Annotated in this window: 13 protein-coding genes; 9 read left to right on the top strand and 4 right to left on the bottom strand. The window is 31.9% G+C overall.

Features of this window, described 5'->3' with window-relative positions:
- Position 1: 1 nt before the first annotated feature.
- Positions 2 to 1,360 (bottom strand): Gfo/Idh/MocA family protein, encoded by a 1,359-nt coding sequence (locus DG435_RS15435; RefSeq protein WP_106795123.1) that lies wholly within the window; start codon positions 1,358 to 1,360, stop codon positions 2 to 4.
- Positions 1,361 to 1,749: 389 nt separating this feature from the next.
- Between DG435_RS15435 and DG435_RS15430 the strand changes: the two genes are divergently transcribed.
- Positions 1,750 to 5,844, top strand: a complete 4,095-nt coding sequence (locus DG435_RS15430; protein ID WP_108840632.1) for an ATP-binding protein — start codon at positions 1,750 to 1,752, stop codon at positions 5,842 to 5,844.
- On the opposite strand, the gene DG435_RS15425 is transcribed toward DG435_RS15430, so the two are convergent.
- Together DG435_RS15425 and DG435_RS15420 are read right to left on the bottom strand one after the other, a co-directional pair.
- On the bottom strand, positions 5,834 to 7,165 hold the full coding sequence (locus DG435_RS15425; protein WP_106793064.1) for a serine hydrolase: 1,332 nt from the start codon (positions 7,163 to 7,165) through the stop codon (positions 5,834 to 5,836). The genes DG435_RS15430 and DG435_RS15425 overlap by 11 nt on opposite strands.
- A 63-nt stretch (positions 7,166 to 7,228) precedes the next feature.
- A complete protein-coding gene (locus DG435_RS15420; RefSeq protein ID WP_159025613.1) occupies positions 7,229 to 8,026 on the bottom strand; it encodes an AraC family transcriptional regulator in 798 nt (265 codons plus the stop codon).
- Positions 8,027 to 8,199: 173 nt separating this feature from the next.
- Here DG435_RS15420 and DG435_RS15415 point away from each other — a divergent pair, with 173 nt between their 5' ends.
- The 8 genes from DG435_RS15415 (at position 8,200) to DG435_RS15380 (ending at position 16,189) form a co-directional block, all read left to right on the top strand.
- On the top strand, positions 8,200 to 9,054 hold the full coding sequence (locus DG435_RS15415) for a sigma factor-like helix-turn-helix DNA-binding protein (RefSeq protein ID WP_106793066.1): 855 nt from the start codon (positions 8,200 to 8,202) through the stop codon (positions 9,052 to 9,054).
- A 55-nt stretch (positions 9,055 to 9,109) separates the two neighbouring features.
- Positions 9,110 to 9,724, top strand: a complete 615-nt coding sequence (locus tag DG435_RS15410; RefSeq protein ID WP_159025614.1) for an FMN-dependent NADH-azoreductase — start codon at positions 9,110 to 9,112, stop codon at positions 9,722 to 9,724.
- Between the two features lie 6 nt (positions 9,725 to 9,730).
- Positions 9,731 to 10,246, top strand: coding sequence for a cupin domain-containing protein (locus DG435_RS15405; RefSeq protein ID WP_106793068.1), 516 nt, complete (start codon positions 9,731 to 9,733; stop codon positions 10,244 to 10,246).
- A gap of 294 nt (positions 10,247 to 10,540) precedes the next feature.
- Positions 10,541 to 11,137 carry a TetR/AcrR family transcriptional regulator gene (locus DG435_RS15400; RefSeq protein ID WP_159025615.1) on the top strand — a complete coding sequence of 199 codons (597 nt, stop codon included), beginning with the start codon at positions 10,541 to 10,543 and terminating at the stop codon, positions 11,135 to 11,137.
- Positions 11,138 to 11,406: 269 nt separating this feature from the next.
- A complete protein-coding gene (locus tag DG435_RS15395) occupies positions 11,407 to 13,794 on the top strand; it encodes an RND family transporter (protein ID WP_106793070.1) in 2,388 nt (795 codons plus the stop codon).
- A 29-nt stretch (positions 13,795 to 13,823) separates the two neighbouring features.
- Positions 13,824 to 14,597 carry an outer membrane lipoprotein-sorting protein gene (locus tag DG435_RS15390; RefSeq protein WP_106793071.1) on the top strand — a complete coding sequence of 258 codons (774 nt, stop codon included), beginning with the start codon at positions 13,824 to 13,826 and terminating at the stop codon, positions 14,595 to 14,597.
- Between the two features lie 10 nt (positions 14,598 to 14,607).
- The gene (locus tag DG435_RS15385; protein WP_159025616.1) at positions 14,608 to 14,991 is read left to right on the top strand and encodes a hypothetical protein; all 384 of its coding nucleotides are present in this window, start codon (positions 14,608 to 14,610) and stop codon (positions 14,989 to 14,991) included.
- The gene (locus DG435_RS15380; protein WP_159025617.1) at positions 14,981 to 16,189 is read left to right on the top strand and encodes a hypothetical protein; all 1,209 of its coding nucleotides are present in this window, start codon (positions 14,981 to 14,983) and stop codon (positions 16,187 to 16,189) included. The genes DG435_RS15385 and DG435_RS15380 overlap by 11 nt, the downstream gene beginning before the upstream one ends.
- A gap of 84 nt (positions 16,190 to 16,273) precedes the next feature.
- Here DG435_RS15380 and DG435_RS15375 read toward each other — a convergent pair whose 3' ends face one another.
- Positions 16,274 to 17,125: a M57 family metalloprotease gene (locus DG435_RS15375; RefSeq protein ID WP_106793074.1), complete on the bottom strand. Its 852-nt coding sequence runs from the start codon at positions 17,123 to 17,125 to the stop codon at positions 16,274 to 16,276.
- Positions 17,126 to 17,188: the final 63 nt, after the last annotated feature.

The raw sequence follows: 17,188 nt of genomic DNA, 5'->3' as shown, positions 1-17,188 counted from the left end.
TTTAATACTTACTTTTTATCCAATTATAAGGTTTACGTTTTACCCACATACCTCTTGTGAAATCGGGAAAGTCTTGTGGTTCTCCATTATTTTCAATAGATAATTCTGACAGCGGTGTAATTGCACTCCAAGCAGCTGCGTCATAAACATCAAGTGGTGGAGCAATATTTTCTTTTGCAGATTCTACAAACGCGTTTAGAACAAAGAAATCCATTCCTCCATGCCCTGCACCGGTAGCTAATTCACCGTGCTTTTGCCACAAAGGGTGATCATATTTTTTGAGCCATTGATCTGCCTCATCCCATTGATGTGGTTTTGATTGTCCTTCGATATACATTCGATTACCATCAACCTCCCATAACCCATTGGCTCCTTGCACTCTAAACCCTAATGAATATGGTCTTGGCAGATTACAATCATGTGTTACAATGATCGTTTCTCCTTTAGCGGTTTCGATTGTAGTAGTAATAACATCTCCTTGCTTAAATTTTACTTTCGTATTTGGATGCTCTTTTCCTCCGTGCTTTACTATATAGTTATGTAAGCCAATAGCTTTTGTTGCATTAGAACTTAATGAAGTAAAACGATTACCTCTATTAACATCACACATTGTAGCAATTGGACCAGCACCATGAGTTGGATACACATCACCATTTCTTAGTACAGAATGTTGGGTTCTCCATTTGGATTCTGATATTCCTTTTTCTCCAAATTCAACACCTTTACCATAAGCAGATTTACCATCATTTAATTTCACAAAACGAAGATCGTGTTGATAGCCACATCTAAAATGAACCAATTCTCCAAAAACATTTTGCTTTACCATATTAAGAACAGCAAGGACATCTCTACGATAGTTTACGTTTTCTAAGATCATTAAATGAGATCCGGTTGCTTCATGTGTATTTACCAAATCCCAACATTCTTCAATAGTATTGGCAGCAGAAACCTCTAAACCAGTATATTTCCCAGCTTTCATAGCATCTACAGCCATTTTAGTGTGCCACAACCATGGAGTAGATATTATTACTGCATCGACGTCATTTAATTCTAGTAAGTTTCTGTAGTCGTGATCACTATTTCCAAAAACTTTTGGTTTTGAAAAATTAGCTTCATCTATTTTCTTTAAAGCTATTTTTATTCGCTCAGGATCTATATCGCAGATAGCAGTTATATCTACATCTTTTCTATGAAGAGCATTCTTAAAATGATTCATTCCTCTTAATCCAACTCCAATAAAAGCTAGTCTAAGCTTCTTATCAGTTAGGTTAGTCATCGCTCCAAAAGATACATTAGAAAGTAGTGATACACCTGCACTGGCAAGTGCTGTTTTTTTAACAAAGTTTCGTCTAGAATTCATTTAAGTTATTTATATGTTAAACTATGAGAATTCAAATATGACGGATACTTTTCTTATTGAAGATGATATTTTAAGCATTTAGGAGTACTATTTAGGTTTGAATTATATCAATGCTTATTTTATCCTCCTTTTTGACGAATTAGACTACTTTATAGGGTATTCTTCTAGTCTTTAAAAGTTCCTCTTAGTAATTTTTATTAATATCTTTAACATTATTTTAAATGATAACCAACTTCACTTGTTAAAAAAATAGTATCACAGTATAAAAATGTGATTATGTTGATAGCACTTCATATACACAATTTCATATTAGTACAATTACAGGAACCATAGTATTAAATAATTGTAGTAGTATACTAAACGATATTTTACTAAAAATTGAGAATTTTATGTTTAGATTAAGGATCTATTTTTTGTTAAGCATTTTTATGTGGTGCTTCTCTTTCTTGCATGGTCAAAATCATACAAGTTTTAGGCATCTCTCCCCTGTAAATGATAATAAATCTGTTATCCCATCTAAAACTGCACAGGATTCATTTGGCAATATTTGGATGTTATGTACCGATGGGATATTAGTTTATAATGGATATGATTATAAGCTAATTAAAAACAAGATGATTTTCCCCAATATTCAGCATAATGATTTCATAAACAATATGCTTGTAGATCACAACAAAAATATATGGATAACCTCTCAATTTGGATTGATATCAAAATATGTAGCGATTGCTAATCAATTTGAAGATATGACCCTTTTGCTGCCCAAAAATGATATCGCAAGCTCAATTGTAGCGAATAAGAAAAGTATTTGGTTGGTTTCTAAACTTGGTAATATTTACCAATATATCGACTCCAAAATGAACTTTGTCGCTACAATTTCAAACAAGGGATCCGAGATCAAAAACATCATGGATATTGATGTACTAAATTCTTCAGAGATATATGTTAGTACTAAAAATGGTACAATTTATAGTTATTCTCTAAAATCAGAACAGACAACCGAATTAGTCGGGCCGTTTACTAACTATCCCGGAGATGTCATCCTTGCTACAGACATCAATAATAAGCTTTGGGTAGGAACCGAAACGTATGGGCTATTTGTCTATGATCCTATCAGCAAACAATTTATTCAGGATTCTTTTTTTGAAGAAGAAAGGTTTAATATTAATAAAGAAATGTTCTTATCGTTATTTTGCAGTAAGGATGGATATATGTGGGGAGGAACAGACGGAGGTGGATTATACAAAATAAATATAAATACCGGAGAGATTGATTTATTTACACGGCAATATTCCAATGAATTTTCTTTAAGTAGTAATACTGTTCTGAATATCAATGAAGATAACCACAAAAATATATGGATTACTACAAACTATGGTAAACTTAATATTCTTCCTAACAGAAATAATAACATTAGATACCACGAAGGTTCTGATAATAATACACCTCTTAGAGTTTTAAGCATCTTAAAAAGTTCTAAAGATGTTTTATGGATCGGGACAGATGGATCTGGATTAACAAAGGTGACATATACTACCGATGGAACCACAAAAGAAAAACGATACTTTAATGATATTTCTCTAAACAGAGGGTTATACATTCAATCTATTGCAGAAGATAACCTATCAAATATCTGGTTTGGAACCTATAAGAATGGATTATGGTATCACAATACGAGTAAAAATACTTTTCAAAAGATAAGTGTTTATAATTCTAATAGACAGGAAGCGACAGATGTAAGAACTGTATTTTCTGATTCTAAAGGCCGTATTTGGATAGGATCAAACCTTTCAATTAATGTCTACTCTTCTAACTTAAAGCTTTTAGCTGTTTTTGATAATAATTCTAAAGGACTAAAAGGCACTAATACAGAAAGTATATTAGAAGATAGAAATGGTATAATTTGGTTAGGGCTTTATAATGGTGGATTATTTCAATTCGATGAACATCATTCTGATATCAGTCGTTCTACATTTATTAATTATTCGCAAAAAAACAAAGGCTACAAAGACGAAATTCATGCTGTTAAATCTATGGTTCTTGGTAACCTTGATGAAATATGGTTAATCAACAGATTGGGTAAGTTATTAAAATTTAATACTAAGGATAAGACATATACCACATTTGAGGATATAGAATCTATTGGTGAAAAAATATTTATTGCAATTCTGAAAGATAGTAGAAATAATTTATGGTTGAGTTCCAAAAATAATGGTATAAGTCACCTAGACGTTAAGAATCTTATTATAAAAACGTATTATGATACAGATGGTCTTCAAGACAATATATTTCTGCCAAGAAGTAAATTTAAGGATGCGCAAGGCCTCTTGTACTATGGAGGTGTCAAAGGATTAAATAGTTTTGACCCAAAACATCTGAATAAGAAAGCATCTGACACCAAATTATATATAAACAGCATAGAAATACTTAACCAACCCGTTTACTCATTATTACCTCATAAAACTACTACTGGAATAGCTAATATCGAATCTCTAAAACTAAAACATAACCAATCTCATTTTTCATTTAGATTTTATGCAATAGATAATATTCTAAATCCTAGTTATTATTATACATATAGACTAAAAGGATTCGATGAAAACTGGATAACCAGCCAATCAGAACGCTTAGCTACATATACAAATATACCTCCCGGAAATTACACTTTTGAAGTAAAAACAGGAACAAAAAAAGGAGTTTGGGACCTTCCAGAAAAAAACATAGCAATTACAATACAGCAACCTTTATGGAATACACCTTTGGCTTATATTTTTTATATGCTTATCCTCGTATTAATGATTTATGGAGTAAGACGATGGTACTCTTTGCGTAAAAAATTATTTCTAGAAAAGGTTAGTCATAAAAAAGAAAATGAATTGCATGATTTGAAAATGAATTTCTTTGCAAAAATGTCTCATGAAATTCAGACACCAATTACACTAATCCTTGGGCCTATTGATGATATGTTGAAAAAAGCCGAAAAGAATGGAAACCTGTTATTAAAACAGCGTTTGGATATCATGGCATACAATACCAAACGCCTTTCTAAAATCGCACAAGAATTAACACTAGTTAGGAATAAAGAATTAGGGACCTTAAGATTAACTGTTACCAAAAATGATTTATATAAAGACATAGAGGATATTTCTATCTCGTTTAAGGAACTCGCAAGAAAAAGAAAAATTGATTTTGTCGTGAATTGTCCTAAAAATCTATCTGCAACTTGGTATGACAAAGAAAAACTGGAACATGTAATATATAATTTACTCTCTAACGCCTTTAAGTTTACTCCTAAAGAAGGCAATATTCTTTTAAATATTGTACCAGTCAGTAATAAAAAGTTTATTAAATTATCGGTTATAGATTCTGGGCCAGGGATTCCTGATGAAGAACTACAGCATATTTTCAAGCTATTTTATCAATCCGATGTCGGTAAAAAAAATAAAGGTGCAGGGATAGGATTAGCACTTACCAAAGAATTAATGGATTTACACAAAGGTAAAATCAAAGTTAATTCTAACTCTACAGAAGGTACTACATTTACTATTAAGTTTCCAATTACAGAAAATGCCTATACAGAGAACGAAAGAATCATAACCGATGATTATGAAGAATCAAATAATTTTTCTTTAGTAGAAAACGACACTTTGATTAAAGAAAATGAATTAGATCTATCAAAGAAAACTATTTTAATAGTAGAAGACAATTTTGACCTTCAAACTTTTCTAAAAGAGCTTTTACATTTTGAATATAATATTATCATGGCCGAAAATGGCGAAGAAGGTTATTATTACGCTAAAAACAATTTTCCTGATCTGATTTTAAGCGATATTGTGATGCCAAAATTAGATGGTATAGAAATGTGTAAAAAACTTCAAAAAGATCAGGTAACAATGCATATACCCATTATATTACTTACCGCTAAAAATTCTACAAACGCTAAAATATCAGGGCTAAAATCTGGTGCTATTGAATATATTAATAAGCCGTTTAATACTAATGAATTATTATTGAAGGTGAAAAATATTATTTTATCCAAAGAGCATATAATATCAAAATATCGTAAAGAAATCATTAGTAGTCCGAAAGTAAAATTAGAAAAATCACAAGATGAGATTTTTCTTGAAAACCTTGTATCTAACATAAATTTAAGGATAGATGATGCTGATTTTAAAATGGAAGAACTTGCAGAATCCTTACATATGGGGTATTCTAGTCTTTACCGAAAGTGCCATGCACTAACGGGAAATAGTCTAGTTGATTTTGTACGATTGCTTCGTTTAAAAAAGGCCGCTGTTTTAATTACAAAATACGGCTATAATATTTCTGAAGCATCCTTTATGACTGGATTTAATGATCCAAAATACTTTTCAAAATGCTTTAAAAAATATTTTAAAAAAACTCCTGCAGTATTCAAAAAAGAAGCAAAAGAAATGGGAGCTATTGCATACTTAAAAAAGCATCGAGTTGATGTTACTTTTTAACCTTTACTCCTTCCCATTGCACTCCCTGAAAATCCATAAGAATGTAGTAATCCCCTGATTCATTTTTCACAAATTTTATGGATTCCTCAGAAGTCTTATCGCCAAAAAACACATGTTCACTTTCTGGATAGAGTACTCCATTATTTTGCCCTTTCTGATATAAAAACAAACTATCTCTTTCTACTTTAAGGGTAATTAAAAGATGTCCAGCATCAACAAAATCATAAGTTCCTTCATACTTTTTAAGTACGAGAGAAGAAAGGTTTATCGACTTACGAAGTATTGCTTTCGGCATTTTAACCCCCTCACCCTCAAGTAAACTTCTTAGATCGCTTACCAATTGTTCGAAAGGAATTTCATCATAATTAGTTAAGAAAACAATACTATATTCTTGTGAAAGATTTCGATGAATATAGGCACGTTTACCTTTTGTACCACCCGCATGCGAAATACTATGATCATGAATTAATGAGGCATGATCTTCTTTGCTTAAGATAGAAAGAAATTGAGCCAAATCATCAACAGATGAATGTAAATTACCCATTCTCACTTCATCTTGCAAAAAAGAATCGATTCTTTTAATATTTTTTTCATCATCCACGTAATGCCCATAGGCATAGTTTTTTAAGTGCCTAAGATCTGCATCAAAATTACCTCCAGAACTTTTCATTTTCAATGGTTTGAAGAAATTTTCTTTCAAAAATAAAGAGTACGAACTTTTATTGATTCTACCTATAATATAATATAACAACTGAAAACCTATATTCGAATATCGTTCTTCAGACCCCGGTTCAAACTCTAATTTCTCTTTTGAAGCCAGAGCCACTATTTCATCTGGAGAAAGCTCTAATGTATTAGAAATTGTAGTATCAAATTCTCTTGGTAGACCAGAGCTATTATCCATAAGATGTTGAATAGTAATACGCCCTCCATTGGGAAAATCAGGTAAATATTTACCTATGGTATCTCTACGGCTAATTTTATCTTCGCTTTCTAGTTGAAGTACACTTACTTTGGCAAATAATTTAGAGACAGAACGAAGATCAAATTGACTTTCTACATTTACATATAATTTAGACAGTGTATCCGAGGAGATATTATATGCTTTTCTCAAAACAGTTTTCTTGCCCTTCTTAAGTAATACCACTCCGTTAAATTTCTTTAACTCGGTAAGCTTTGTCAAGTATGTATCACTTTTAAGAAATAGAGAATCATTGGGTTCTTTTTCATGATTAGCTTTTGAAACTTTTGTTTCTTTATTTTTAGAGCATGCCAATACTAATATTCCTAATACAACTAGTTTTAATAAAATGCGAATCATTTTCTTTTTTATTGCAAAGCAAGTACAATTAGCGTACTAAAAATTGTAAAAATGGAACCTCATCTAATGACGGAATAAAAATTCTGGTAGGTCATTAAAGAATTGCATTGGTGTTACGCCACATACTTTCTTAAAATCTCGATTAAAATGTGATTGATCAAAATAATCATATGTATAACATAATTCTGTCATAGAGATATGTTTGTTCTTAATTCTAAATTTAACCAAATCCATAATCCGTACAGTAATGATAAACTTCTTCAGACTATAAAGAACTTCTTGTTTAAAGATTCTATTTAGATATTGGCGGGTTTTTTTATACTTTTCACTCAATAGATTTACCGATGTCATTCCTTTTACACTATAGATATACTCACAAATATCTTTTACAAAAAGGGCAGAAGAGCTTAGGATAAGGTTTTGTTCTTTTATAAAATCATCTGCTATCATACACCTATCACTTATCAATATATCTTTAAAAAGTTGTTCATGTATTTCTAGTATTCCCATCTTTTTCAAACTTAAATCAATAACCCCAGAAGTCTCTAAGTGAGAGAAAAAATGTGCATTTGCCCATGGTTGTACTTTAATTGTAAAAAAAGTAAGTGATGTTTCAAATTTTAACGTATAAGGAGGAGAAAGATCATGAATAGTAAATACCTTAAAAGGAATATAAAAAAAAGACTGTTTCTCTCCATACGTTAACACGCTATTACATTCTTTAAAGAAAACAAAATCATAACAACAATCATCGATCACAGGTACATACTTTACCGTTTTATCCATTTTTTTTGAAAAGTAATAATACTCTTTTATCAAGTGTTGTAAGGATAAATCAGCAAGTTCGCTTTTAATAATCATAGTATTATAATAATTGTAAACCATCATAGCTACCAAATACTGATGGCATATAAATTTTACCAAAAAATAAAAGTATTACCCTTTTCTGTCACATTTTTGGTCGCTTATGTGTCATATATAATAATTGTATTTATATACTAAAGAAACATATTTATTCATACATTAAAAAACCAATGTTTGATTTCAACACATATCAGGAATTTTTATTTCCATTTGCCTATAATATTCTTGGATCTACCGATGATGCAAAAGATGCTATTCAGGATACTTTAAACACCTTTATTTCACTTCAAAACAAAAATATAGACAACCCTAAAGCATACTTGATCAAATCGGTTATTAATACTTCGATCAATAAAAAAAATCGACAGAAAAAATTTGTTTCAGAAATAATTTCTCTTCCAGAACCCATTGCTACAGATACTGCTGATAATGATTTATACCTAAAAGATATTGTTTCATACTCATTATTAATTTTATTAGATCAGTTAACTATAAAAGAAAGAGCTGTTTTTGTACTGAAAGAAGCTTTTAATTATTCTCATAATGATATTGCTGAAGTCCTTTCTAGTACTCCTGAGAGCTCCAGAAAATTATTGAGTCGGGCCAAAATTAAATTAAAAAACCCCAGTCAAACGAATCTGATCTTTAAAAATAAAAAAACAGAAGAATATCTTAACAAGTACAGTACTGCAATACGGGAAAAGGATATGAGAAAGTTAGAACAACTTTTTACCAATGATATCACAATGGTAGCTGATGGTGGTGACAAAGTTAAAGTTCTTAGAAATCTGACTATTGGAAAACAGAACTGTATTGAGCTCATTTTTAAAGTTTTTGATAAATTTCAATCCCAACAAAGCATTAAACATATTAAAATTAATCACCAACCTGCAATAGCGTATTTTGATAATGATATATTATCATCTTGTCAAGTCTTCTCAATTAATCAAGATCAAAAAATATATGAAATCAGCTCTATAGTTGATCCTGAAAAACTCAAAAATATTGCAAAAAGAATAAGTTAACGTCACGTTTTCATATTGCAATTTGTCATACAGGTAAATGACAAATTTATATACTATGAAAACATTATTAAGAATTGATACAAGCTCTAGAACACAAGGATCTCACTCGAGAAAATTGGCAGATTATCTGGAAGCAAAATGGAAAGTATTATATCCATCTGGCAAGGTTATTTATAGAGATCTTGTAACTTCTGTTATTCCGCACATACACAATACAACAATTGAAGGGTTTTATACTCCAAAAGAATGTATGTCTGAGGAAACCTTACAATCTACAGCTCTATCAGATGAACTAATCAAAGAATTAAGTGATGCTGATGAAATATTGATAAGCAGTCCATTATACAACTTGAATATTCCCTCTAACCTAAAAGCATATATCGATCATGTTGTTAGAATAAATCACACTTTTGGCATACGCGAAGATGGTTCTTATTACGGGTTATTAAGAAATAAAAATGCTTACCTCGCACTGGTAAAAGGAGGCACTTATACTGGTACTCCAATGGAGGCCTATGATTTTCAAGAACCCTATCTAAAAGCAATACTACATCATATAGGTATAGTTGTGAAAAATACTTTTTCGCTCGAAGGAACTAGTGAAACAAATATTCTACAGAATAATATAATCAACATCCATAAACAAATAGAAACCATTTTTAAAAACTAAAATACAATGAAAGAAGATTTTTTTAATGACACTTTAGAAAATAAAGAAGTATTAATCCTGCCTAATGAAGGAGAAACATTCACTATGAATGGCATTTCTTTCACCTTTAAACTAACTAGTGAATTATCTAATAATCAACTAGGAGTTTATCAAATAGTTTTAGCACCTAGGGCCATTGGCGCCAAGCTACATTATCATAGGTTTATGGATGAAACTTTTATTGTAAACAAAGGAACACTTACTCTTTTTACAGGAACCAAAGGTGATAAACATCTTATTGAGCCAGGTACAGTAGCCTATGCTCCGCGATTTACTCCACACGGGTTCCAGAACGATACCGATGAAGAAGTTCGACTTACCCTGCTTTTTAATCCTTCACAGAAAAGAGAAGGTTTTTTTAGAGGATTATATGAAACTCTTAACGAAGACACTATTGACCCAGAAAAGTATTTAAAACTTTACAACAAATACGATAGTTTTCCTGTGGATACTTCTAATATGTTACCTATTAGAGATCGCTAATTACAGAATGGTTAGTCATATTTTCATTTGTCTTCTATCCTCTATTAGAGATGAGTATATTAGGATTTGATAAAAATATCAATACTATTTCATAAATTGTAATAGCAAACAGTACGAATGTGCAATATTAATTGCATATTACACGGTAAAAGTATTTCTGAGTGTACATTTAACACTCAACCAAATTAACATACTCACAACCAAGTATTTAATCCTAATAAGGAAAACTTTAACAGTGAAAAACTTGCTTTAATAGACGACTGGTCATATTTTTGTCGTCCCAAAATGAAAATAATGTCTAAAACCGTAAAACATGAGATCAAAGCTGATTCCCTTCTAGAGAAAGGGATGGAAATCATTTGGTCTAAAGGTTATAATGGCACTAGTGTAAATGACATTGTAAAGGCTGCTGATGTTCCTAAAGGCTCTTTTTATTTTTATTTTGACAGTAAGGAAGATTTTGTAATTAAGGCTTTGGACAAGTATTTTACAACGCAGGTTACTCCTGCTCTAGTGATTTTACGTGACAAATCATTTTCTGCAAAACAGCGTCTGATCAATTTTTACGAATATAGAATTGAAGTAGTAAAAAAAGAATTAGAATGCAAGAATGGATGTATGGCCTGTAATCTAAGTAATGAAATGGCCGAACATAATGAAAACATACGAGAGGCTGTCTTAGAAAAACATGATACAATAAAAGCAGAAATTATTAAAGTTGCTTTAGAAGCTCAAAAACAAGGAGAAATAGATTCCTCGATTGATGTAATAAACATGGTAGAATTTATTGAAGATGCCGGTAAAGGAGCAATGACAAGTATGAAAGAAACTCAAAGTGCTTATCCAATGGATAATGTAATGAATATGACCAGGCAGTTGTTCTTAAAGTAATTTTTTTTTGAATTACATATAGACGACCGGTCAATTATTAACATTTAAATAATCTTAAAGTATGATGTAAAACCATAATTTAGTAAATCAAAAACAAATAATAGTCGACTGGTCAATTATAAAATATCAATATTTTTAAATTTTTTATCAAAGACCATGTCCTAATATCGATATCCAAATCGTCTAAACATAAAAACTCATAATAATCTGTATCATATCAACTTGTATTACATTACAAGTCGACTGGTCAACTAACAACTAATAATTATATGAATGCACTAAAAAAAGCAAGTAACGCTACTAATGCGTTTGCAAAAAAATGGGCAGAATTTGTAATCAAATTCAAATGGCCCGTATTAATTACCACATTAGTCATTGCGATGGGGCTTGGTTCGCAGGGTAATATGGAATTTGATGGTGATTATCACGTATTTTTCAGTGAATCTAACCCAGAACTTGAAGCTTTTGACGCCCTGCAGGATAAATACACTAAAGATGACAATATTGTTATAGTGCTCTCCCCCTCTAATGGTGATATATTTACCAAAGAGAATTTAATTGCTATTGAAGAACTTACTGCTGAAGCCTGGAATACTCCCTATTCTTCTCGTGTAGATGCGGTAACAAATTTTCAGCATACAAGTGCCCAAGGTGATGATCTATATGTAGATGATCTATCTTATGAATCCGCTTCTAAAACCGATTCAGAAATTAAAGCGATTAAAGAAAAAGCGCTAAAAGAACCTCTTTTGGTAAATCGTCTGCTTAATGAAAAAGGAAGTGTTACTGCAATTAATGTAACTGTACGACTGCCAGGAAAAGATAGTGCCAAGGAGATACCAGAAGTGACTGCTTTTGTTAGAAAATCAATTTCTGATTTTCAAGAAAAGTATCCGAATTTTCAGATACACTCATCGGGATTGGTACCTCTTAATACAGCATTCTTCGAATCTTCAATGAGAGATATGATGTTAACCCTGATCATGTTGGTTATTGTAATCTTAACCACACTAATTCTTACCAGAAACTTTTTTAGCACTCTAGCTACTCTAATTGTTGTACTATTCTCTATTATGAGTGCAATTGGCTTTGTTGGGATTATGGGGATTAAACTTACTCCGCCGTCTTCTGTTTTTCCAACAATGATATTAACATTAGCTGTGGCAGACAGTATTCATATCCTGATTACGATGCTTCAAAAAATGCGTAAAGATGGTTATACAAAAAAGGATGCTCTTGTCGAATCTATGCGTCTTAATTTCATGCCGGTTTTCATCACTAGTTTAACCACTGTTATAGGTTTTTTAACTATGAATTTTGGAGATGTACCTCCTTTTTGGGATTTAGGAAACATTACTGCTTTTGGGATGACAATGGCTTTTTTCTATTCTACTACAGCATTACCAGCACTTATGGCAGTTCTACCTGTAAAGGTCAAAGAAAAGAAAGATACTCCTATAGAAAAATCAAGCTGGTATACTAATCTCGGGGTTTTTGTGGCAAAACAACCTACAAAACTCGCGATAATCTCTTTAGTAGTAATTGGTGCCTTCACATTTATGGCTACAAAAAATCGGTTTAATGATGAGTTCATTAACTATTTTGATGAAACAGTACAATTTAGAAGTGATACTGATTATATAAGTAAAAACTTAACAGGAATTTATAATGTTGAATTTTCTGTTGGAAGTGGAGAAAGCGGAGGAATCAATAATCCTGAGTATCTAAAGAAATTAAATGATTTTGAAGATTGGCTTAATGAGCAACCCGAAGTGATTCACGTAAATGCATTTAGTGAAGTTGCCAGAAGAGTAAACCGGTCAATGCATGGAGATAATGAATCTTATTATAAGGTTCCTAATAATCGTGAAGAAGCAGCACAGTATTTACTGTTGTATGAACTTTCTTTACCCTTCGGGTTAGACCTCAACAATCAAATTAATGTAGATAAATCTGAAAGCAGGGTTACTATAACATTACAGAATATCTCTAGTGCCGAGATGATTGCTTTTTCAAAAAGAGCCGAAACATGGTTACAGGATAATACCCCAAAACCTATGCATACTATTGGAGTAAGTCCTACCCTAATGTTTTCTAAACTAGGTTTTAGACAAGCCGATAGCATGCTTAAAGGAAACATAATAGCACTAATATTGATCTCTCTAGTATTAATGTTTGCTCTAAGAAACTTTAAACTTGGACTTCTAAGTATCATTCCCAATGTCACTCCGGTTTTTATTGGATTTGGATTTTGGGCAATGTACAAAGCTCAGATTAACACAGGAATGGTTATCGTTTTCGGAATGACTTTAGGAATAATAGTAGATGATACTGTACATTTTATGAGTAAGTTCTTAAGAGCTCGCAGAGAGTTAGGTTATGACGCCAAACAGGCTGTTATCTATGCTTTTGAAACCGTTGGAAAAGCATTGGTAACTACTACAATTGTACTTCTGGCAGGATTTGCTGTACTATCCACCTCATCATTCGCTTTAAATAGCTATATGGCAAGAATTACAGTTATCATCATCCTGTCGGCCTTAATTATCGACTTTATACTACTTCCTTCACTACTAATTCTTATTAGTAAAAAAGATAAGGTTATATCAGAAACACCAGTGAAAGAATTAGAACCACAAATGCAACTTGATAAATAATAAATAAAAACAACAAAGAATCTATTCATATGAGAACATTAATTTTAGCTGGACTTGCAGTACTAAGTATCGCAACTATAACAGCACAAAATGCAGAAGAACGAGGTTTACAAATTGCTAAAGCAGCAGATCAGGCAGATCAAGGTTTTAATAGCTCTATTGTAAATCTAAAAATGACCCTGAAAAATAAAAATGGGCAAACCAGTGAACGGTTATTAATCACCAGAACTTTAGAACAAACAACAGACGGAGATAAATCACTGATTGTTTTTAATAGTCCAAAAGACGTGAAAGGAACCTCGACATTAACTTTTACTCATAAAATTGGAGCAGATGACCAATGGCTTTTCTTACCTTCAATCAAAAGAGTAAAAAGAATATCTTCTAATAATAAATCCGGCCCTTTTGTAGGTAGTGAGTTTGCATACGAGGATCTTTCTTCGCAAGAAGTAGAAAAATACGGTTATAAATTTCTGGAAGAAAAAGGAAATTTATTGATGGTAGAACAAGATCCCGTTGATCCAAAATCTGGTTACACAAGAAGAATTGTTACTTACAATAAAGATAAAAGATATCGAATAGAAAAGGTTGAATTCTACGATCGCAAAAATTCACTGCTAAAAACACTTAATTACAGTGATTATAAATTATATAAAGGAAAATTCTGGAGAGCATTAACCCTTCATATGGTAAATCACCAAAGTAATAAAGAAACCGTATTAAAATTTAGTGACTATAATTTTGAGGCAGCACTTGCCGATGAAGATTTTACGCAAGTTGCTCTTAAACGGGCAGGGCGATAAATCTAAATAAATGAAATACACAAGGCTCAGTTTGTTATATCCTATAGTAATTCTTTTGGTTACTGGATTTTTATTGTTATCACGACCTGGCCTTGTGTTTTCCCTTATGCAAAGTAATACCACATACCCATCCGAACTTGCAAATTTATTGGGAATGATTTTTTTAGGATTTGGGTTTTTGATGATTCTTATTTATAAGTATCAGGTTCAAAAAATATATAAATGGACCATAGTAATACGAATCTTTTTTAGCCTTTGCTCAATTGGATTGTATTACGTGTATCAAAACCCGTTTTTTATTGCTTTACTTTTTATCATCCTTATTGGAGTATTGATCACAGTTCTTGGTCTGGTTAAAGATCAGGAAATAAAAAAACTAATACATGAAGATTAAATTTATCTATTGTATGATTCTGCTATTATGCATGAGTAATACAATATATGCTCAAAACGAAAAACCTAAAAAGGTAAATCATGATTTTGAGTTAGAATTAGAAGGAGAATATCGCTATTTCTATGATAATGCTCTTTTTGAAGATCAGGAAGATCATTTTCCTTCTCTGGCAATACGACCAGAATATAAAGCCGAATGGAATGCCGGATATGAAAGTATTAACTTTAAAGGTTTTTTTAGACTAGACGTTGATAATGAGCGAACACATTGGGATATACGTGAACTATACTATCAAAAAGCTAAAAAAAACTGGGAATTTAACCTCGGACTTAAAAAGGTCTATTGGGGCGTAGCCGAAAGTAATCACCTGGTGGATATCATTAATCAAACCGATGCTGTTGAGACTTTTGACGGTGAAGAAAAATTAGGTCAGCCTATGGCCCAGTTTACATGGATTACTGAAAAATTTGGAACTTTTGATTTCTTTTATCTCCCCTATCATCGTAAACGTACCTTCTCTGGCAAAAAAGGAAGATTGCGGTTCCCTGTAGTAATTGATAAAAATGACCTGGGATATGAAAGTAGTGCAGAAGAATGGAGACAAGATGTTGCTTTTCGCTGGAAACACTATTTTGATATTCTTGATATTGGCATCTCTCATTTTTACGGAACCGGTAGAGAGCCTCTTTTTGTATTTAATGCCACAGGAAATATCAATGCCTTTTATCCTGTAATACATCAAACCGGTCTGGATTTGCAAATTACCCATGATGCTTTTTTATGGAAACTAGAATCTATTTATCGCAATGCAGATGCCCAGGATTTCTTTGCTATGGTAGCTGGTCTCGAATACACATTCTCTAATATCGATGGAAACGGACTTGATATAGGTCTTTTGGGTGAGTATTTGTATGATGAACGAGACGAATTGACACTAAATGCATTGCAAAATGATGTATTCTTTGGAAGCCGTATTGCTTTTAATGACACCCAGGATACATCAATATTAATTGGAGGAATTGCTGATCTAGAATCTAGCACTACAATTTTTAGTCTCGAAGCTTCAAGGCGTTTTGGTAATAGCTGGACTGCAGCAATTGAAGCCCGTATTTTTAATGAAATTGATGATAATGAATTGATCTTATCGAATTTTAGAGAAGATAGTTTTTTTAGAATTTCTATTTCTAAATATTTCTAAAAAAAATAATATAAAATGAAAAAGCCATCCCTAGTTAACAGGATGGCTTTTATAAAAAGTTCAAAGCTTATCTATAACTAATTCTTAGTACAGGTAGTTTAAAGCAGTTCTATCTCTAGTACTAAACTCTCCATCTTCACTACCATCAAAACAAGAGATCATAATAGAATCTGTATCTAAACCACTTTGTCCCCACTGATTAGCAGTAGGAGTTCCTGGAATATGGATAGCTCCTATACCAGCAGATCCTTCATTACTATTATCACATCTTCTTCGAGCATAATCAGTATGTCTGAATCCTAAACAGTGTCCCATTTCATGACCCATTAAATGCTCCATAGCATTATTACTTAAACTGTTACTACCTGCATTAATTTGAATCCACTTATATGGTCTTCCTCCACTAGGAAAACCTGCAGATCCTCCTGCACCCGAAGAACCATTATTATATACTACCATATCAGCACTGGTAGATGCAGCAAAAGATAGACTGAAACTTAGCGTATTATTTAATGCATTATAATTGTTAACAGCCCACTGAAGTCCTGTACGCATTTTACTGGTTAAAGCATATCCAGATCCTGTATATCCTATAATACTAATATTTCTATTACCACTAGACACAAGGTTATTTGTTCTGTATTGCTTATTCCCATTTTCTATTTCTGCCAGTTTTTGTTCTGCCAGTTTATTGATTGCTAAAATAAGATCGCTAGATTGTATAGCTTCTTCTACTGATCCGTCAGGATGCTTTACCGTTACGTACTCTGCTCCAAAATCGTTAACTCCTGCATCATGTAATGCCTGAATATGAGCTTTTGAAAGTTGTTCTGTAACAGCTTCTGGTTGTGTTTCGTTAGAAACTTCTTTTTTTTCACAAGATGTAGTAAATCCTGCAACGATAGCGCAAAGCGCTAATACTTTGATTTTTTTCATTTTAATTAAGTTGAATTTGTGTAGTTATTAAAACTAAAAATAGAGTAGTTAAGCTCTATTTTA

It is taken from the genome of Aquimarina sp. Aq78 (assembly GCF_900299525.1).
In the GTDB taxonomy this organism is placed as follows: Bacteria; Bacteroidota; Bacteroidia; order Flavobacteriales; family Flavobacteriaceae; genus Aquimarina.
This window is presented reverse-complemented; position numbering and strand designations above follow the sequence as displayed.